This is a genomic window from Azotobacter bryophylli (genome assembly GCF_042643485.1).
GTDB lineage: Bacteria > Pseudomonadota > Gammaproteobacteria > Pseudomonadales > Pseudomonadaceae > Azotobacter > Azotobacter bryophylli.
This window is the reverse complement of record NZ_JBHRSJ010000005.1, coordinates 20,714-38,741: the sequence shown is the minus strand read 5'-3', so window position 1 is coordinate 38,741 and position 18,028 is coordinate 20,714. Positions and strand designations below refer to the sequence as shown.

General features: G+C 63.4%; 19 protein-coding genes. 14 read left to right on the top strand and 5 right to left on the bottom strand.

Annotated elements, in window-relative coordinates; translation table 11 throughout:
• The first annotated feature begins 13 nt into the window (after window positions 1–13).
• The 12 genes from ACFOJE_RS03325 to glmS all read left to right on the top strand — a co-directional run bounded on the left by ACFOJE_RS03325 (window position 14) and on the right by glmS (window position 11,310).
• The gene (locus ACFOJE_RS03325) at window positions 14–412 is read left to right on the top strand and encodes a F0F1 ATP synthase subunit I (RefSeq protein WP_377812894.1); all 399 of its coding nucleotides are present in this window, start codon (window positions 14–16) and stop codon (window positions 410–412) included.
• Window positions 413–426: 14 nt separating this feature from the next.
• Window positions 427–1,245 (top strand): F0F1 ATP synthase subunit A, encoded by an 819-nt coding sequence (gene atpB, locus ACFOJE_RS03320; protein ID WP_377812836.1) that lies wholly within the window; start codon window positions 427–429, stop codon window positions 1,243–1,245.
• Between the two features lie 52 nt (window positions 1,246–1,297).
• Entirely contained in the window at window positions 1,298–1,534 is a 237-nt protein-coding gene (gene atpE, locus ACFOJE_RS03315) for a F0F1 ATP synthase subunit C (protein WP_377812835.1), read from the top strand.
• Window positions 1,535–1,626: 92 nt separating this feature from the next.
• The gene (locus tag ACFOJE_RS03310; RefSeq protein ID WP_377812834.1) at window positions 1,627–2,097 is read left to right on the top strand and encodes a F0F1 ATP synthase subunit B; all 471 of its coding nucleotides are present in this window, start codon (window positions 1,627–1,629) and stop codon (window positions 2,095–2,097) included.
• A 12-nt stretch (window positions 2,098–2,109) separates the two neighbouring features.
• The gene (locus tag ACFOJE_RS03305) at window positions 2,110–2,646 is read left to right on the top strand and encodes a F0F1 ATP synthase subunit delta (protein ID WP_377812833.1); all 537 of its coding nucleotides are present in this window, start codon (window positions 2,110–2,112) and stop codon (window positions 2,644–2,646) included.
• Between the two features lie 15 nt (window positions 2,647–2,661).
• Window positions 2,662–4,206, top strand: a complete 1,545-nt coding sequence (atpA, locus tag ACFOJE_RS03300) for a F0F1 ATP synthase subunit alpha (RefSeq protein WP_377812832.1) — start codon at window positions 2,662–2,664, stop codon at window positions 4,204–4,206.
• A 50-nt stretch (window positions 4,207–4,256) separates the two neighbouring features.
• Window positions 4,257–5,117, top strand: a complete 861-nt coding sequence (gene atpG, locus ACFOJE_RS03295; protein WP_377812831.1) for a F0F1 ATP synthase subunit gamma — start codon at window positions 4,257–4,259, stop codon at window positions 5,115–5,117.
• 30 nt (window positions 5,118–5,147) lie between these two features.
• A complete protein-coding gene (gene atpD, locus ACFOJE_RS03290; protein ID WP_377812830.1) occupies window positions 5,148–6,524 on the top strand; it encodes a F0F1 ATP synthase subunit beta in 1,377 nt (458 codons plus the stop codon).
• Between the two features lie 75 nt (window positions 6,525–6,599).
• A complete protein-coding gene (locus tag ACFOJE_RS03285; protein WP_377812829.1) occupies window positions 6,600–7,028 on the top strand; it encodes a F0F1 ATP synthase subunit epsilon in 429 nt (142 codons plus the stop codon).
• Between the two features lie 173 nt (window positions 7,029–7,201).
• Complete coding sequence (gene glmU / locus ACFOJE_RS03280) at window positions 7,202–8,566, top strand: bifunctional UDP-N-acetylglucosamine diphosphorylase/glucosamine-1-phosphate N-acetyltransferase GlmU (RefSeq protein ID WP_377812828.1); 1,365 nt, start codon at window positions 7,202–7,204, stop codon at window positions 8,564–8,566.
• A 123-nt stretch (window positions 8,567–8,689) separates the two neighbouring features.
• Entirely contained in the window at window positions 8,690–9,463 is a 774-nt protein-coding gene (locus ACFOJE_RS03275; RefSeq protein WP_377812827.1) for a DeoR/GlpR family DNA-binding transcription regulator, read from the top strand.
• An 11-nt stretch (window positions 9,464–9,474) separates the two neighbouring features.
• Window positions 9,475–11,310, top strand: a complete 1,836-nt coding sequence (gene glmS / locus ACFOJE_RS03270) for a glutamine--fructose-6-phosphate transaminase (isomerizing) (protein ID WP_377812826.1) — start codon at window positions 9,475–9,477, stop codon at window positions 11,308–11,310.
• A gap of 130 nt (window positions 11,311–11,440) precedes the next feature.
• On the opposite strand, the gene ACFOJE_RS03265 is transcribed toward glmS, so the two are convergent.
• Both ACFOJE_RS03265 and ACFOJE_RS03260 read right to left on the bottom strand, forming a co-directional pair.
• Window positions 11,441–12,043: a glutathione S-transferase N-terminal domain-containing protein gene (locus tag ACFOJE_RS03265; RefSeq protein WP_377812825.1), complete on the bottom strand. Its 603-nt coding sequence runs from the start codon at window positions 12,041–12,043 to the stop codon at window positions 11,441–11,443.
• A gap of 12 nt (window positions 12,044–12,055) precedes the next feature.
• Window positions 12,056–13,258 carry a YbfB/YjiJ family MFS transporter gene (locus ACFOJE_RS03260; protein ID WP_377812824.1) on the bottom strand — a complete coding sequence of 401 codons (1,203 nt, stop codon included), beginning with the start codon at window positions 13,256–13,258 and terminating at the stop codon, window positions 12,056–12,058.
• Between the two features lie 153 nt (window positions 13,259–13,411).
• On the opposite strand from ACFOJE_RS03260, the gene ACFOJE_RS03255 reads away from it, so the two are divergent.
• Window positions 13,412–14,284 carry a LysR family transcriptional regulator gene (locus ACFOJE_RS03255; RefSeq protein WP_377812823.1) on the top strand — a complete coding sequence of 291 codons (873 nt, stop codon included), beginning with the start codon at window positions 13,412–13,414 and terminating at the stop codon, window positions 14,282–14,284.
• Window positions 14,285–14,297: 13 nt separating this feature from the next.
• Here the strand turns inward: ACFOJE_RS03255 and ACFOJE_RS03250 are convergent, their stop codons facing one another.
• On the bottom strand, window positions 14,298–14,996 hold the full coding sequence (locus ACFOJE_RS03250) for a pirin family protein (protein ID WP_377812821.1): 699 nt from the start codon (window positions 14,994–14,996) through the stop codon (window positions 14,298–14,300).
• Window positions 14,997–15,217: 221 nt separating this feature from the next.
• Between ACFOJE_RS03250 and ACFOJE_RS03245 the strand changes: the two genes are divergently transcribed.
• Window positions 15,218–15,958: a sulfite exporter TauE/SafE family protein gene (locus ACFOJE_RS03245; RefSeq protein ID WP_377812820.1), complete on the top strand. Its 741-nt coding sequence runs from the start codon at window positions 15,218–15,220 to the stop codon at window positions 15,956–15,958.
• 217 nt (window positions 15,959–16,175) lie between these two features.
• Here the strand turns inward: ACFOJE_RS03245 and ACFOJE_RS03240 are convergent, their stop codons facing one another.
• Complete coding sequence (locus ACFOJE_RS03240) at window positions 16,176–16,952, bottom strand: SDR family NAD(P)-dependent oxidoreductase (protein ID WP_377812819.1); 777 nt, start codon at window positions 16,950–16,952, stop codon at window positions 16,176–16,178.
• Between the two features lie 84 nt (window positions 16,953–17,036).
• Window positions 17,037–17,762, bottom strand: a complete 726-nt coding sequence (locus tag ACFOJE_RS03235) for a lipopolysaccharide kinase InaA family protein (protein ID WP_377812818.1) — start codon at window positions 17,760–17,762, stop codon at window positions 17,037–17,039.
• Between the last annotated feature and the right edge of the window lie 266 nt (window positions 17,763–18,028).

Below are 18,028 nucleotides of genomic sequence, written 5' to 3'. Positions count from 1 at the left end.
GACGAAATTTGTGGTGAATATACGTAGCAGGACACCCTTCCATCGTCTCCCCGTGTTTCGAGTGTTGGTCGTTCAGGCCCTGGTTGGGCTTGTGACGGCCTTTGCGTGCGGTGTGTCCTTGAGTTTGGTGGCAGGGTATTCAGCCCTGCTGGGTGGGCTGATCGCATGGCTAGCCAACCTGTATTTCGCCCATAAGGCCTTTCGCTACTTTGGTGCGCGTTCGGTCAAAGCTGTGGTCCAGTCTTTTTGGGCCGGTGAAATGGGAAAACTGATTCTGACATCGGCACTGTTTGCGCTGGTGTTTGTGGGAGTGCGGCCTCTGGAGCCGTTGGCGTTGTTCGGCGGCTATCTGCTGGTGCTGGGCACGGGAGCAAGTGCACTCCTGCTTATGAAAAATAATCCGAAGCATTGAGCATTGAGGCGTTTATGGCGAACACTCCAGCTGAATATATCCAGCATCACCTGCAAAACTTGGTCTTCGGCGCCCACCCGGAGAAAGGCTGGATCATCGCGCAGACTCCGGACGACGTGAAGGCAATGGGCTTTATGTCCATTCATGTCGATACCATGGGATGGTCGCTGTTCATGGGCCTGGTTTTCCTGGTGGTGTTCCGCATGGCAGCCAGCAGCGCCACCAGTGGTGTGCCGGGGCGTCTCCAGAATCTGGTCGAGATGTGCGTCGAGTTCGTCGAGGGTATGGTTCGCGATACCTTCCACGGTCGTAATCCTCTCATTGGCCCGCTGGCGCTGACCATTTTCGTCTGGGTGTTCCTGATGAACAGCCTGAAATGGATTCCGGTCGATTTCCTGCCGGGGCTGGCCCACATGCTGGGTGCGCCTTACTTCAAGATCGTACCGACCGCCGACCCGAACGGTACCTTCGGTATTTCGATCGGCGTATTCATCCTGATCATTTACTACAGCATCAAAGTTAAGGGTGTAGGTGGTTTCGCGAAGGAGCTGTCCCTGACCCCGTTCAATCATTGGGCGTTGATTCCGTTCAACCTGTTCCTGGAGGTTCTCGGTCTGCTGACCAAGCCTCTGACTCTGGCTCTGCGTCTCTTCGGCAACATGTACGCAGGTGAAGTGGTGTTCATCCTCATTGCGCTGCTGCCGTTCTGGTCGCAATGGGCTCTGAATGTGCCTTGGGCGATTTTCCACCTGCTGGTGATCCCGCTTCAGGCCTTTATCTTCATGGTACTGACGGTGGTGTACCTGAGCTCTGCCCATGAAGAACATCATTGACAGGCAATAACGCTTCCCCCAACCAACCTACCCTTAGCTTCAGGAGCTTTACATGGAACTTGTCATCATCGCCGCCTCTATCATGATCGGTCTGGGTGCTCTGAGCACCGGCATCGGCTTCGCCCTGCTGGGTGGCAAGCTGCTGGAGTCCACCGCTCGTCAACCCGAGCTGGCTCCTCAGCTGCAAACCAAGACCTTCCTGATGGCTGGTCTGCTCGACGCCGTCCCGATGATCGGTGTTGGTATCGCGATGTACCTCATCTTCGTTGTTGCTCCCGCTGCTGCTTAAGCGTTTCCGTTTAGCGACGGGGTTCGCGTGACGAGCCCCGTTGTCATGGAAATGGCAAGCACACCGCACGAGATAGCACGAGGTAAATCGCTGTGAACATAAACTTGACGCTACTTGGTCAAACGATCGCCTTCGCTATTTTCGTCTGGTTCTGCATGAAGTACGTTTGGCCGCCGATTACCCAGGCCATGCAGGAACGCCAGAAGAAAATCGCCGATGGTCTGGATGCCGCAGGCCGCGCGCAACAAGACCTGAAACTGGCTCAGGAAAAAGTTTCCAACACCCTGCGCGAGACCCGTGAGCAGGCTACTCAGATCATCGAGAAGGCGAACAAGCAAGCCAACTCGATCGTCGAGGAAGCCAAGCAGCAAGCACAAGCCGAAGGCGAGCGTCTTATTGCAAGCGCACGCGCACAAATCGAGCAGGAAGTGAACAGTGCCAGGGAGCAGCTGCGCAATCAGGTAGCGGCACTGGCCGTACTGGGCGCAGAGAAGATCCTGGAGTCCCATGTGGACGCCAAGGCGCATAACGATCTGGTCGAAAAACTGGCCTCCCAACTCTAAGCGAGGCAAGCGATGATCAATAACCAGACGCTTGCTCGGCCTTACGCAAAAGCCGCTTTCGAGTATGCCTGCGCGGCCAAGCGCAGCGATGCCTGGTCAGGCATGTTGAATCTGGCTGCCGCTGTCGTTGAAGTCCCAGAAGTCGCCGAACTGCTGCGCAACCCGCGCCTGACCCGCGAAAGCAAGGTCTCGGCCGTGCTGCGTCTGTTCGGCAACGATATCGATGAAGCATTCCGCAACTTCATCGCCAACATGGGCGAGCATGATCGCCTGTCTTTGTTGTCGAGCGTGCGCGAACTGTTCGAAGCGTACAAGGCGGAAGCCGAGAAGACGCTCGATGTCGAAGTGGAGACTGCCTTCGAGCTTTCCGCCGAGCAATTGCAAAACTTGGCTGCCGCCCTGTCGAAGCGGCTAGATCGTTCCGTCAACCCTAAGCAGGTCGTGAATCCTGCGCTGATCGGCGGCTTGGTCATCCGCGCCGGTGATGTGGTTGTCGACGGTTCGGTCCGCGGCAAACTGAGCCAGTTGGCCGAATCGTTGAAATCCTGATTTGAGGGTCATGGCATGCAGCAACTGAATCCTGCTGAGATTAGTGAAATCATCAAGCAGCGCATCGAAAAAAGCGATGTGACTGCTCAAGCCCGTAACGAGGGTACCGTCGTCAGCGTGTCTGACGGCATCGTTCGCATCTACGGTCTGGCCGACGTGATGTACGGCGAAATGATCGAATTCCCCGGCGGCATCTACGGTATGGCGCTGAACCTGGAACAAGACTCCGTCGGTGCTGTGGTTCTGGGTAACTACCTGGGGCTGACCGAAGGCATGAGCGCCAAGTGCACCGGCCGCATCCTCGAGGTTCCGGTTGGTCCGGAACTGCTGGGACGAGTGGTTGACGCACTGGGCAACCCGATCGATGGCAAAGGGCCGCTCAATGCCAAGCTGACCGACGCCGTAGAAAAAGTTGCGCCGGGCGTGATCTGGCGTAAGTCGGTCGACCAGCCGGTTCAGACCGGTTACAAGTCGGTCGACGCCATGATCCCGGTCGGCCGTGGCCAGCGCGAGCTGATCATCGGCGACCGTCAGATCGGTAAGACCGCGATGGCTATCGACGCCATCATCAACCAGAAGAACAGCGGTATTCGCTGCGTCTACGTAGCCATCGGTCAAAAGCAATCGACCATCGCCAACGTGGTTCGCAAGCTGGAAGAGAACGGCGCGCTGGCCAATACCATCGTGGTGGCTGCGTCCGCTTCCGAATCCCCGGCCCTGCAATACTTGGCGCCGTATGCCGGCTGCACCATGGGCGAATACTTCCGCGACCGTGGAGAGGATGCACTGATCGTTTACGACGATCTGTCCAAGCAAGCCGTTGCCTATCGCCAGATCTCCCTGCTGCTGCGCCGTCCGCCGGGCCGCGAAGCCTACCCGGGCGACGTGTTCTATCTCCACAGCCGTCTGCTGGAGCGCGCTTCCCGCGTTTCCGAAGAGTATGTCGAGAAATTCACCAATGGCGCGGTGAAAGGCAAGACCGGCTCGCTGACTGCTCTGCCGATCATCGAAACTCAGGCCGGTGACGTTTCCGCGTTCGTTCCGACCAACGTGATCTCCATCACCGACGGTCAGATCTTCCTGGAATCGGCCATGTTCAACTCGGGCCTGCGTCCGGCGGTCAACGCCGGTATCTCGGTATCCCGTGTGGGTGGCGCCGCCCAGACCAAGATCATCAAGAAGCTGTCCGGCGGCATCCGTACCGCTCTGGCCCAGTACCGTGAACTGGCGGCCTTCGCCCAGTTCGCCTCGGATCTGGACGAAGCGACCCGCAAGCAGCTCGACCATGGTCAGCGCGTTACCGAGCTGATGAAGCAGAAGCAGTATGCGCCGATGTCCGTCGCCGAAATGGCCATTTCCCTGTATGCCGCCGAGCGCGGTTTCCTGCAGGACGTGGAAGTGTCCAAAGTAGGTGCCTTCGAACAGGCGTTGATCGGTTACTTCCAGCGTGAGCACGCCGCTCTGCTGGCCAAGATCAACGAGAAGGGCGACTTCAACGACGAGATCGACGCAGGCCTCAAGGCCGGCATCCAGTCGTTCAAGGCCACCCAATCCTGGTAAGCCGCAGCGGGGGCCGTAAGGCTCCCGCCTGCTAACCCGATAGGTGTCAAATGGCAGGCGCAAAAGAGATTCGCAGCAAGATTGCGAGCATCAAAAGCACGCAGAAGATCACCAGCGCCATGGAGAAGGTGGCGGTCAGCAAGATGCGCAGGGCTCAAATGCGCATGGTTGCCAGCCGTCCTTATGCGGAGCGGATCCGTCAGGTCATCGGCCATCTGGCCAATGCCAACCCTGAGTACCGTCATCCGTTCATGGTCGAACGTCCGGTCAAGCGTGTCGGCTATATCCTGGTGTCGAGCGATCGTGGTCTGTGCGGTGGTCTGAACATCAACCTGTTCAAGGCCCTGATCAAGAACATGAAGGAGTGGCACGACAAAGGTGTCGAAGCCGACTTCTGCGTGATCGGTAACAAGGGTGCCAGCTTCTTCCGCAGCTATGGCGGCAACGTGATCGCGGCGATCAGCAACCTGGGCGAAGAGCCTTCGATCAACGACCTCATCGGCAGCATCAAGGTGATGCTGGACGCCTTCAACGAAGGCCGTCTGGATTGCCTGTACCTGGCTTCGAACAAGTTCATCAACACCATGACCCAGAAGCCGGCGATCGAACAGCTGCTGCCTCTGAAAGGTGATGAGCAGTCCGACCGCAAAGGTCAGTGGGATTATCTGTACGAGCCCGATGCCCAGCAGCTGCTGGATGCATTGCTGGTGCGCTACATCGAGTCCCAGGTCTATCAGGGTGTGGTCGAGAACGGTGCTGCCGAGCAGGCGGCGCGGATGATTGCCATGAAGAACGCTACTGACAACGCCGGCGAACTGATCAGTGATCTGCAGCTCGTGTACAACAAGGCCCGTCAGGCGGCGATCACCCAGGAAATCTCGGAAATCGTCGGCGGCGCTGCCGCGGTTTAAGAACGGTTCATAAAGTTAGAGGAACCAAGAATGAGTAGCGGACGTATCGTTCAAATCATCGGCGCCGTTATCGACGTGGAATTCCCGCGTGATCAGGTGCCGAACATCTATGACGCGCTGAAAGTCGCCGGCGCGGAAACCACCCTGGAGGTCCAGCAGCAGCTGGGCGACGGCGTGGTTCGCTCCATTGCGATGGGTTCCACCGAAGGCCTCAAGCGTGGCCTGGACGTGAGCAACACCGGCGCAGCCATTTCCGTCCCGGTTGGCAAGGCCACCCTGGGCCGGATCATGGACGTGCTGGGTAACCCGATCGACGAAGCGGGCCCCATCGGCGAGGACGAGCGCTGGACCATCCACCGCGAGGCTCCCAGCTATGCCGATCAAGCCGGCGGCAACGATCTGCTGGAAACCGGCATCAAGGTGATCGACCTGGTCTGCCCGTTCGCCAAGGGCGGTAAGGTCGGCCTGTTCGGCGGCGCCGGCGTGGGCAAGACCGTGAACATGATGGAGCTGATCCGCAACATCGCCATGGAACACAGCGGTTACTCCGTGTTCGCGGGTGTGGGCGAGCGGACTCGTGAAGGTAACGACTTCTATCATGAGATGAAGGACTCCAACGTTCTGGACAAGGTGGCCCTTGTCTACGGTCAGATGAACGAGCCGCCGGGCAACCGTCTGCGCGTGGCTCTGACCGGCCTGACCATGGCCGAGAAGTTCCGTGACGAAGGCCGCGACGTGCTGTTGTTCGTCGACAACATCTACCGTTACACCCTGGCCGGTACCGAAGTGTCCGCGCTGCTGGGTCGTATGCCGTCCGCCGTGGGTTACCAGCCGACCCTGGCCGAGGAAATGGGCGTTCTGCAGGAGCGCATCACCTCCACCAAGACCGGCTCCATCACCTCCGTGCAGGCCGTGTACGTTCCCGCGGACGACCTGACCGACCCGTCCCCGGCGACCACCTTCGCCCACCTGGACGCCACCGTGGTACTGTCCCGCGACATCGCTTCCCTGGGTATCTACCCGGCGGTCGATCCGCTGGACTCCACCTCCCGCCAGCTGGACCCGCTGGTCGTTGGCCAGGAGCACTACGAGACCACCCGCGGCGTGCAGTACGTGCTGCAGCGCTACAAGGAACTGAAGGACATCATTGCGATCCTCGGTATGGACGAACTGTCCGAAGCCGACAAGCAGCTGGTTTCCCGTGCTCGTAAGATCCAGCGCTTCCTGTCCCAGCCGTTCTTCGTGGCCGAGGTCTTCACCGGTGCTCCGGGTAAATACGTCCCGCTGAAGGAAACCATCCGTGGTTTCTCCGGCATCCTGAAAGGTGACTACGATCACCTGCCGGAGCAGGCGTTCTACATGGTCGGCAGCATCGACGAAGCCATCGAGAAGGCGAAGAAACTGTAACTGGGGCGCCCGCGTGCGGGCGCTCGATCAGGCATCGCTGCCACGGTGGCGGTGCCTGCTAACCGAGGCGTGAATATGGCTATGTCAGTCCATTGCGACATCGTCAGTGCGGAAGAAGAGCTGTTCTCGGGCCTGGTGGAAATGGTCATCGCTCACGGTCATCAAGGTGACGTGGGTGTTCTCCCGGGCCACACGCCGCTGCTGACCGACCTCAAGCCCGGTCCGTTGCGCGTGATCAAGCAGGGTGGTGTCGAGGAAATCTTCTACATCTCCGGTGGCTTCCTCGAAGTGCAGCCGGATATGGTGAAGGTTCTTGCCGACACCGGAACCCGTGCCAAGGATCTGGACGAGGCTGCTGCTCAGGAAGCCATCAAGGCTGCCCAGAAGGCGCTCACCGAGAAGGGCTCGGAGTTCGATTACAGCTCCGCTGCTGCTCGTCTGGCTGAGGCCGCGGCTCAGCTGCGTACCATCCACGAGCTGCGCAAGAAGTACGGACGGGGATGACCCGTTGCAGGCTGCCGATGGCAGCCTGACGACTTCATCGTTAGCGATAAAAAAGGGTAGCCTTGGCTACCCTTTTTTATTGGGCATTCCGCTGCGTACGTGGTTCTTCCAGGGAGCCGCGGTCTGGCCGCCGGACCGCGGCGCACAACAACCAGAGCTTCCAGGATTCTTGCATGACTCTCGATATCGTCATTCTTGCCGCTGGCCAGGGCACGCGCATGCGCTCGGCCCTGCCCAAGGTTCTTCACCCGGTTGCGGGCAAGTCCATGCTCGGCCATGTCGTCGATACGGCGCGCCAACTGCGGCCGAAAGGAATCCATGTGGTGATCGGCCATGGCGCGGAACGGGTACGCGAATGTCTGGCAGCGGATGACCTGAATTTCGTGCTGCAGAGCGAGCAGTTGGGGACCGGTCACGCGGTCGCCCAGGCGCTGCCGGCACTCACAGCGGAGCGGATACTGATTCTTTACGGTGACGTACCCCTGATCGAGGCGGATACCCTGCAGCGCCTGCTGGCCAAGGTCGGCCCGCGGCAGCTGGCGCTGCTCACCGTCGATCTCAACGATGCCACCGGCTATGGCCGGATCATCCGCGACGAGCAAGGCCGAGTGACGGCCATCGTCGAGCACAAGGACGCCACGCCTAAGCAGCGCCAAATCTGCGAAGGGAACACGGGGATCTTGGCGGTGCCCGGTGATCGTCTGGCTGACTGGCTGGGACGCCTGTCCAACGACAACGCCCAAGGCGAGTTTTACCTGACCGATGTGATCGCGATGGCCGTGAGCGACGGCCTGATCGTCGCCACCGAGCAGCCGCTGGACGCCATGGAGGTGCAGGGTGCCAACGACCGCATCCAGCTCGCCCAGCTGGAGCGTCACTACCAGCTGCGCGCTGCTCGTCGCCTGATGGCCCAGGGAGTGACCTTGCTCGATCCGGCGCGCTTCGATCTGCGTGGCGAGGTGACGGTCGGACGCGATGTGCTGATCGACATCAACGTGATTCTCGAGGGTCGGCTGGTGATCGAGGACGGGGTTCAGATCGGCGCCAACTGCGTGATCAAGGACAGCATCCTGCGCCGGGGAGCCGTGGTCAAAGCCAACAGCCATCTGGAAGGGGCAGAGCTGGGCGAAGGCGCCGATTGCGGCCCCTTCGCCCGCCTGCGTCCCGGCGCTGTGCTCGGTGCCAAGGCCCATGTGGGCAATTTCGTCGAACTGAAGAATGCCGTACTCGGCGAGGGTGCCAAGGCCGGACATCTCAGCTATCTGGGCGATGCCGAGATCGGAGCGCGGACCAATATCGGCGCAGGCACCATTACCTGCAACTACGATGGCGCCAACAAGTTCAAGACCGTGATGGGCGAGGATGTCTTCATCGGTTCCAACAGCGCCCTGGTCGCTCCGGTGAACCTCGGCGACGGCGTGACCACGGGGGCTGGTTCGGTGATCACTGCTGACGTTCCTGCGGGCAACCTGGCCCTTGGCCGCGCCAGGCAGCGCAACATCGACGGCTGGAAGCGTCCCGAGAAGATCAAGAAATAGCCGCCTCCGGGCGAGCGTGCCTCACGCCGGTTCGCAGGCCCAGCCTATCGATTCGTGCTTGACGGAAATGGCGCATTCGGCTTTCATTCGACGAATATTAAATTTCGGATCGAAACTTGAGAAATGTCGAAGCGCAATACCCCGCAACGACGCCATGCGATCCTTGCCCTGTTGGCCGAACAGGGCGAGGTCACCGTGGATGATCTCGCCAGGCGCTTCGAGACCTCGGAAGTCACCATCCGCAAGGATCTTTCCGCCCTGGAGAAGAACGGCCTGCTGCTGCGCCGTTACGGCGGGGCGGTGCCGCTGCCGCAGGAGATGATCGCCGACGAGAATCCGCAGCCGGTCTCTCCCTACAAGCTGGCCATCGCCAAGGCGGCCGCCCAGCGGATTCGCGAGCATGCCCGGATCATCATCGACAGCGGCAGCACCACCGCTGCGATGATTCCGGAGCTGAGTCAGAAGCACGGGCTGGTGGTGATGACCAACTCCCTCAATGTGGTCAACGCCCTGCGCGAACTGGAGCACGAGCCGGTGCTGCTGATGCCGGGGGGCACCTGGGATCCGCATTCCGAATCCTTCCAGGGCCAGGTGGCGGAGCAGGTCCTGCGTTCCTACGACTTCGACCAGCTGTTCATCGGTGCCGACGGCATCGATCTGGAACGCGGCACCACCACCTTCAACGAACTGCTCGGCCTGTCCAGGGTGATGGCCGAGGTGGCCCGGGAAGTCATCGTCATGGTCGAGGCCGACAAGTTCGGTCGGCGCATTCCGAATCTCGAGCTGCCCTGGAGCCGCGTGCATACCCTGATCACCGACGAGCGCCTTCCACCCGAGGCGCGGGAACAGATTTCGGCACGCGGCGTGAACCTGATCTGCGTCACCCCGTCAGCCTGAGGAGAACGACTATGTGTGGCATCGTTGGCGCCATCGCCGAACGCAATATCCTCGCCATCCTGATCGAAGGCCTGAAGCGCCTGGAATACCGCGGCTACGACAGCGCCGGCGTCGCGGTGATCGACGAGGCGGGCAGGCTGGAGCGTCGCCGCCGCTCGGGCAAGATCGCCGAGCTGGATAGGACCCTGAGCGAGGAGCCGCTGAGCGGGCGGCTGGGCATCGCCCATACCCGTTGGGCGACCCATGGCGCCCCCTTCGAGCGCAATGCCCACCCGCACTTCTCCGGCAACGAGCTGGCGGTGGTGCACAATGGCATCATCGAGAACCACGTGCAGCTGCGCGAGCACCTGCAGGGGCTCGGTTACCTGTTCACCTCGGATACCGATACCGAGGTGATCGTCCATCTGCTGCACCACAAGCTGGAGAGGACCGGCGACCTCACCGCCGCGCTCAAGGAAGCCATCGGCGAATTGCACGGCGCCTACGGCTTGGCGGTGATCAGCACCCGCCAACCCGATCGCCTGCTCGCAGCACGCAGCGGAAGCCCCCTGGTGATCGGCCTCGGTCACGGCGAGAACTTCCTCGCCTCCGACCAGTTGGCGCTGCGCCAGGTCACCGATCGTTTCATCTACCTCGAGGAAGGCGACATCGCCGAGATCCGCCGCGACCAGGTGAACATCTGGGATGCGGACGGCAAGCCGGTGCAGCGCGAGGCGGTGCAGTATCACGAGGGCGCCGAGGCTGCCGACAAGGGCAGTTACCGCCACTTCATGCTCAAGGAGATCCACGAGCAGCCGGTGGTGGTGCAGCGTACCCTGGAAGGCCGTCTGGCCGACAACCACGTGCTGGTGCAGGCCTTCGGCCCGGAAGCGGCCGAGTTGTTCGCCAAGGTCAGGAACGTGCAGATCGTCGCCTGCGGCACCAGCTATCACGCCGGGATGGTCGCCCGCTACTGGCTCGAATCGCTGGCCGGCATTCCCTGCCAGGTGGAGGTGGCCAGCGAATTCCGCTACCGCAAGGTGGTGGTCCAGCCGGACACCCTGTTCGTCACCATTTCCCAGTCCGGCGAGACCGCCGACACCCTGGCCGCCCTGCGCAGCGCCAAGGCTCTCGGTTACTTGGCCAGCCTGACCATCTGCAACGTCGGCACCAGCTCGCTGGTGCGCGAGTCCGACCTTCGACTACTGACCCAGGCCGGTCCGGAAATCGGCGTCGCCTCGACCAAGGCCTTCACCACCCAACTGGTCGCCCTGCTGTTGCTGACCCTGGCTCTGGGCCAGGCCCGCAGCAGCCTGGCCGATGGCGTCGAAGCCGCGCTGGTTGCGGAACTGCGTCGCCTGCCGACCCGTCTGGGCGAAGCGCTGGCCATGGACACGACCATCGAGAAGGTCGCCGAGTTCTTCGCCGACAAGAGCCACTGCCTGTTCCTCGGCCGTGGCACCCAGTATCCGGTGGCGATGGAGGGAGCACTCAAGCTCAAGGAGATTTCCTACATCCACGCCGAAGCTTATCCGGCTGGCGAACTCAAGCACGGTCCGCTGGCCCTGGTCGACGCTGACATGCCGGTGGTCACGGTGGCACCGAACAACGAGCTGCTGGAGAAGCTCAAATCCAACCTGCAGGAAGTCCGTGCCCGCGGTGGTGAGCTGATCGTCTTCGCCGACGGCGAGGCCGGCATCCACAACGGCTTGGGCACCCAGCTGGTGAAGATGCCGCATATCCACGACGTGCTGGCGCCGATCCTCTATACCGTGCCGCTGCAACTGCTGTCCTACCACGTCGCTGTGCTCAAGGGCACCGACGTGGATCAGCCGCGCAATCTGGCGAAAAGCGTAACGGTGGAGTGAGCGGGCAGTTGGCGCCCACATTTGTGGATAAAGTTATCCTTAATTGTTTTCCCCAGTAGGGGGTTCCGTTTTATCCCCAGCCTTCTCGGCTGGGGAGGGAACTCTCGCGATTGTGCATAAGCCGTTTGGTTCAGGCGAATGCCGTCTCCATGAAGCTGAGCCTTCTCATCAGCTGTGAATAAGATCCTCGCAAGCCCGGATGCTTGTCCTGCCATCCCGTCTCCGGCATGCGGAAAGCCAGATAGTCCAGAGCGACTCCCACGACTATGTCGCCGAGACTGAAAGCGGATTCTTCCTTCTGTGGATAAGTTCGCTCCAGAACGGCGAGCGTGCGCTCGACGGCGCGCAGGCGGCGCTGGCCCAGCACGGACTGGTCCGCCTCCCGGCCGTGGTGCTTGCGCATGATCACGGTATTGAAGGCGGCATCCATCAGCCCCTGTCCTAGGCCGGCCAGGTGCAGTGCCCGTGCCAGTCCGGCGCGGGGTAGCAGGGGGCTAGCGTCCGACAGTCCGTCGAGGTACTGGGCGATCAGCAGGGACTCGGCGATGGTTCCGCCGTCGTCGGTGACCAGCACCGGGACGCGGCCGACCGGGTTGGCCTCCAGCAGCGCTGCCTCGTCCGACCAGGGATCGCTCCAGCACAGGCTGAGTCTTTCCCCGAGGCCCTTTTCCAGGGCGACGATGCGCGCGACCCGCGCATAGGGGGAGGTGGCGTTGAGGTGCAGTTTCATCATGGGAGCGTCCGTTCAGGCTTTCGAGGCTGTGGATAGACCCGCCGGTCTGGCCGTCCGGCCGAAGAGAACCAGCACGAAACCGGCAGCCAGCAGGCAGCTGCCGATCGCGAAGAGCGGGTAATAGGAGCCGAGCTGGGCGTACAAGCCCGACATGGCGTATCCGGAGAGCGCCTGGGCCGCGGCGAAGGCGGCGGTGGCCCGACCCCAGAGGCGCTTGTGGGCGGCCGGGCCGGCCAGTTCCGCCAGGCGCCCGGAGGTCAGGGCGACGATGCCCGGAATCATGGCCCCGACCAGCAGCGAAGACAGCGAGCGGCTGACGAACGCGATCGACAGCAGGGGCAGGGCGATCGCCAGGGATTTGGTCAGGAAGCCGACGGCCAGCCCCGAATGCCAGCCGAAGCGTCTGGCCAGGAAGCCGGCCAGCAGCGGTCCGAGAATGGCGCCGACGCCGAAGAGTGCCCATTGGACCGAGGCCGCCTGGTTGCCCAGGGAGGCCTCGCGGGTCAGATAGTCGACCCAGAAGACGGTGTGCGGGACGAAGCCGGCGGCATCCAGGGCATAGGCGGCCATGACCAGCAGCACCACCAGCCCGACGGGGGCAGCGGAGCCGCTCCCGTGGCCGGTGCCGGCGGCTAGCGCCTGGGGCCTGGGCAGGCGGGCGGCGGCGCGGTCGCAGGCCAGCCCGGCCAGCAGGGCGAGTCCGCCCAGGGCCAGCCACGTCCAGTTCAGATCGAGCTCGAGCAGAAGCGGCACCACGGTGGCCGAGAGGAGGGCGCCGAGGCCGATCCCGGTGAACACCAGCGCGCCGACTGTGGTCTTGCGCTCCGTCGGCGTGGCCGTCAGGGCCAGGGACGGCCCCACGACCATCAGGACTGCGCCGGCCACGCCCGAGACCAGCCGGCAGAGGAAGAAGCCGGTGAAGCTGCCCGGGGTGGCGCAGAGCACGAAGCTCAGGCCGATGCCGGCAAACGAGGCGCCCAGGACCCAGCGGGGCGGGAAGCGCTCGGACAGGGTGTGCGCCGTCAGAGCGCCCAGCAGATAGCCGAGCAGGTTGGCGGCGCCGAGATAGACGGCCTGGGAACTGCCGAACCAGCCCTGCTGGATGATCGCCGGCAGCAGCGGGGTATAGGCGAAGCGGGCCAGGCCGATACCGGCCAGGGTTGCCATCAGGCCGGTGAAAAGCGCCGGCAGATCCTTTCTGTCGATCCTGTCCATCCCCAGACTCCTGTGCTCGTCCGCATCGAAGGGGCGCCGCGACAGCGAACGCCTCGATCTTGAGGATAGGCAGTCTGCCCGTAGCTTTGCCAACGATGATTGCGGATACTTCCGATCACGAAACGAGATAGGCAGACCCAGGCAGGCACTTCCATGCAGCTCAGATCGCTCCGCCTCTTCATGGCCGTGGCGCAAACCGGCAGTTTCGTCGCCGCCGCCCAGCGGTTGCACACCGTGCAGTCGAACGTGACCGCGCACATCAAGAAACTCGAGGCCGAGCTGGGCGCCGAGCTGATCGACCGCAGCGGTCGCGCCCGTCTGACGTCCGCCGGGATGGCCCTCAGCGAATACGCCGAGCGCATGCTGCAGGCCCACGACGAGGCCCTCGCCCTGTTCAAGGGTAGCCGGACGCCGGGCGGGGTACTGCGCATCGGCGCCATGGAGACGACCACGGCGCTGCGGCTTCCGCCGATTCTCGCCGCCTTCCATGCCGAGCATCCGGCTGTGGATATTCAGTTATCCACAGGACCGACCGCCGATCTGAGCGCCGGTCTGGCGGAAGGCCGCTTCGACTGCGTATTCGTCGCCGGCCGGCTGGAGCATCCGCGCTTCCATCTCAGCAAGGCCTTCGCCGAGCGGCTGGTGCTGGTCTCGGCGGCGCCGCTGGAGGCGATGCCGACGGCCGAACGGCTCCTTTCCGCCACCTTCCTCGCCTTCCGCCAGGGCTGCAGCTACCGGCAGCGCATCGAACTACTCCTCGCCGCCTGCGGGGTCTCGGCAGTGCGCATCATGGAGTTCGGCACCCTGGATGCCATCCTCGGCTGCGTATCCGCGGGCATGGGCTACGCGCTGTTGCCGAAGGCGACCGTGGACGCGCAGCGGTACCGCTTCCCCATCCACAGCCTGGAACTGCCCGACGCCATCGCGCGGGTCGACACCTATTTCGCCGCGGCGGACCCCGCCAGCTGGACGCCGGCGCTGGCGTCCTTCTCGCAGACCCTGCACGGCGCCCTGGAGCAGGCCTGAGCGTCGCGGCCGCTCAGGCCACGTCCACCAGAATGATCTCGCTGTCTTCCCGCGCGCTGACCTCGAGCAGCGTCTCGTCGCGAATGGCCAGGCCGTCGCCCGCGCCGGCTTCCACGCCGTTCACCAGGATCCGGCCGCTGGCCGGCACCAGATAGGCCTTGCGCCGGTCGGCGAGGCGGTGTTCGGCGCTCTGCCCGGCGCGCAGGGTCGCCGCCACCAGACGCGCGGCGGCGCGGATCGGCAGGGCGCCTTCGTCGCCGGGCAGGCCGCTGGCGAGGGTGACGAAGGCGCCGGCGCGCTCGCCCCGGGGGAACGGCCGGGTGCCCCAGGCCGGCGGCAGGCCGGTCTGCTCGGGCATGATCCAGATCTGGAAGATCTGGGTGACTTCGTCCTCCAGGTTGTATTCGCTGTGGACGATGCCGGTGCCGGCGCTCATCACCTGCACGTCGCCGGCCAGGGTGCGGCCGCGGTTGCCCAGGCTGTCCTGATGGCTGATCGCGCCCTTGCGCACGTAGGTGACGATTTCCATGTCGCGGTGCGGATGCGGCGGGAAGCCGGTGTGCGGGGCGATGGTGTCGTCGTTCCAGACCCGCAGGCGGCCCCAGTGCATGCGACCGGGATCGTGGTACTCGGCGAAGGAGAAGTGGTGGCGGGTATCCAGCCAGCCGTGCCGGGCACCGCCCAGCTGGGAGAAGGGACGCAGTTCGATCATGGAGGGCCTCGTGTTCGTTCGGGAGGGGATGCAGCCTGTGGATAAGCACATGATCAATCGAAACCGCTGCCTTTATAAGGGCAAAATTTCGCCATTAACCATCTGATTTAGCGATAGGTCGTGCGAGTGCCCGCCGTTGCCAAGCCCGCGCCCGCCACCCTAGACTGCCGCCTCCGTTTCGCTGACTCGCCCTTTTTCCCCGCCGACGCAAGGAAGGCGCCATGTCCCTCTTCGAGTTTTTCCTCCTCGCGCTGCCGGCCGTGCTCCTCACCGGCCTTTCCAAGGGCGGCTTCGGCGGGGCGCTGGCCGGCATCGCGGTGCCGCTGATGGCGTTGATGGTGCCGCCCAAGCAGGCCGCGGCCATCATGCTGCCGATCCTCTGCGTGGCCGACCTGGCGGGGCTGAAGAAGTTCTACGGCAAATGGGATGCGGCCAACCTGCGGATCATGATCCCCGGGGCGCTGGTGGGCGTGCTGATCGGCACCCTGACCTTCGAGATGATGAGCGAGCGCTTCATCGGCCTGCTCATCGGCGGCATCACCGTGGGCTTCGTCCTGCTCAACCTGCTGGCCGGGCGCTCGCCCAGGCCGCCGGCTCCCGCCGCCGTCGGCAAGGGCAGCCTGCTGTCCGCGCTGGCCGGGTTCACCAGCTTCGTCACCCATGCCGGCGGTCCGCCGATCATGATGTACCTGCTGCCACAGCAGATGGACAAGGTGCGCTACGTCGCCACCATCAACCTGTTCTTCCTGCTGACCAACGCGGTCAAGCTGGTGCCCTACGGGATGCTCGGCCAGTTCAGCGCCGAGAACCTGCTGGCCAGCCTGGCGCTGGCGCCGTTCGCCGTGGTCGGGGTCTGGCTCGGCGTCTGGCTGCAGGACAAGGTCAACCACGAGTGGTTCTACCGGATCGCCCGGCTGGGCATGCTGGCCACCGGCATCCAGCTGATCCTGCAGAATCTCTAGGGGCTGTTGAGATTCGGCTTTCCCGCCTCCCTTTTTTGTGTGATGCAGCTCAGGGATGGTCAGACTTGTCGTCACAGACGCCCGGTGGGCGAAGATGGAACCACACTGCCTGGGTAAGCCAAGCGCTCCAGGGCGTAGCTGCGGGGGCGTGGTTTCGGCAAGCGCTCAATCAACAGCGTCGCCATCGCCAAGGACCCCAATCACCGCAATCGACATCTCAGGCACTGTAATTCAGGCCCCGTAGGATCCATGAGGATAGGCGTTGCGGAAGCACCCCGAGCAACCAGGTACCGAAGTTGAGTGGAAAGGGGAAACTGATGCGTCCTTGGTTGGCAGCCAGGCCGCGCTTGATGCGCTGCGCAGCTTTATCCGGAGACCATAGAAAGGGTTTGGGACCGGGCATTTCGAGGCACATCTTCGACTCGACGTAACCGGGAATGATCACATTGACCTTGACCCCGTCTGCGGCTAGCCAGTCGCGGATCGCCTCGCCATACACACGGATCGCCGCCTTGGTTGCGCTATAGGTTGGCGTGACCGGCAGCCCTCGCCAGCCTGCCAGTGAGCTGAACAGCGCGATCTGGCCACTGCGCCGGGCACGCATGCTGGGCAGCGCAGCATCGACTATGGCGACCACGGCGACCAGATTGACTTCCAGCAGGGCGCGACTGTTTTCCCAGTCCTCGGGCTCGCCCCTGGGGCCTACTGCGGTATTCAGTCCGGCGCCGATGATGATCAGGTCCGGCTGCTCGCTTTCACAGATCGCGCGTACCCTCGCGCGCGTGGTATCCAGATCGCGTACGTCGAGTGGCTCCAGTAGGACTCGTGCACCTTTCGTCCGGCATTCGGTGGCCAGCTGCTCCAAGCGGTCTAGTTGGCGGCCCTGGAGGATCAGAGTCACGCCGGGAGCCGCGTAGGCTGGTGCAAGCGCACCGCCGATGCCTCCGGTGGCGCCGGTGATGAACACGCAGCGAGGCGAGGGATGATTGTTCATAGATATTTCTCAAGTCGTGAAGTACGGGCCATCAGACGCTCCAGGCAGTTGTTCACTGCCATGTCGATGCCGTAGCGCAGCGCCTCAGAAGGCTTCCCGGGTGTCCCCGTAGGGATTGGCCAGGGCCCGCTCGTAGGCGCCGCGGAACAGGTTCCAGTCGGCCTCGGGCATATTCTGGCGATGGCGGTACAGCTGGTCCAGGTCCTGGCGCGAAGCCTGGGCGATGCTCCAGCGATGTCGGCTCTGCTCCAGGTCGAGCAGGGCGATTTCCACCCAGGCCCAGTCGCCGGAACCCTGCACGCGGACCAGCACATGCTCGGGATGGCAGTGGCCGTGCTGCCAGCGGCCGCGGTGCAGGCGGCTGAGGGTGGCGCCCAGCTGTCGCAGCATCTGCTCGTGGAGCTTCTCTCCCCAGCGCTGGCGGGCACCGCTGTTGTACCACTCGTCGAGGGTGATGAAGCCCTCCAGCGCCTCGGTCACCAGCAGCGCCTGCCATTCGCCGGCCTTCTTCCGGGCGCCGCAGTAGACCACCCGCGGGACCGTCACGCCGAGCCGGGCGACCGCCTTGAGGGCGCGCTGCTCGTGCAGCAGGCTCGGCCGGCCGAAGGGATGCAGCAGGGAGCGGCGCAGGCACCCGCCGTGCCGCTTGCCGTGCAGCCGCGTGGGATAGGCGTCGAGCAGGCGCTGGATCTCGGCCTCCTCGTCGCAGTGGAGCGCCGTCGATTCGATGCCTTCCTCCTGGCCGTTCCACCAGAGCTGGAGGTCGGTGACGGAGCTGCCCGCAGCGGTCAGGTTCATCAGTTCGGTCATGCCTGGTGCACCTCGAGCGGGAGAGGAAAGCGCCATCCGGTCGGGCATGGCGATTTTCTGATCGAAGTGGATGCCGCGGCCGCTGTCAACGCAGGCCGGGCCGATTGTCTGTCGCACTGGTGGGAAGAAGGGCGCCGGGAGCGGCGAAGGCCCCGGTGGGCTTGGCGATCGGGCGAGCACGTGGTGCTGGGGACGCGGGACATGGCGGGGATTTCCTGGAATCTGCCCGCCACCTTAAGCCCGGGGGCATCAAGCGCCCGTCAAAC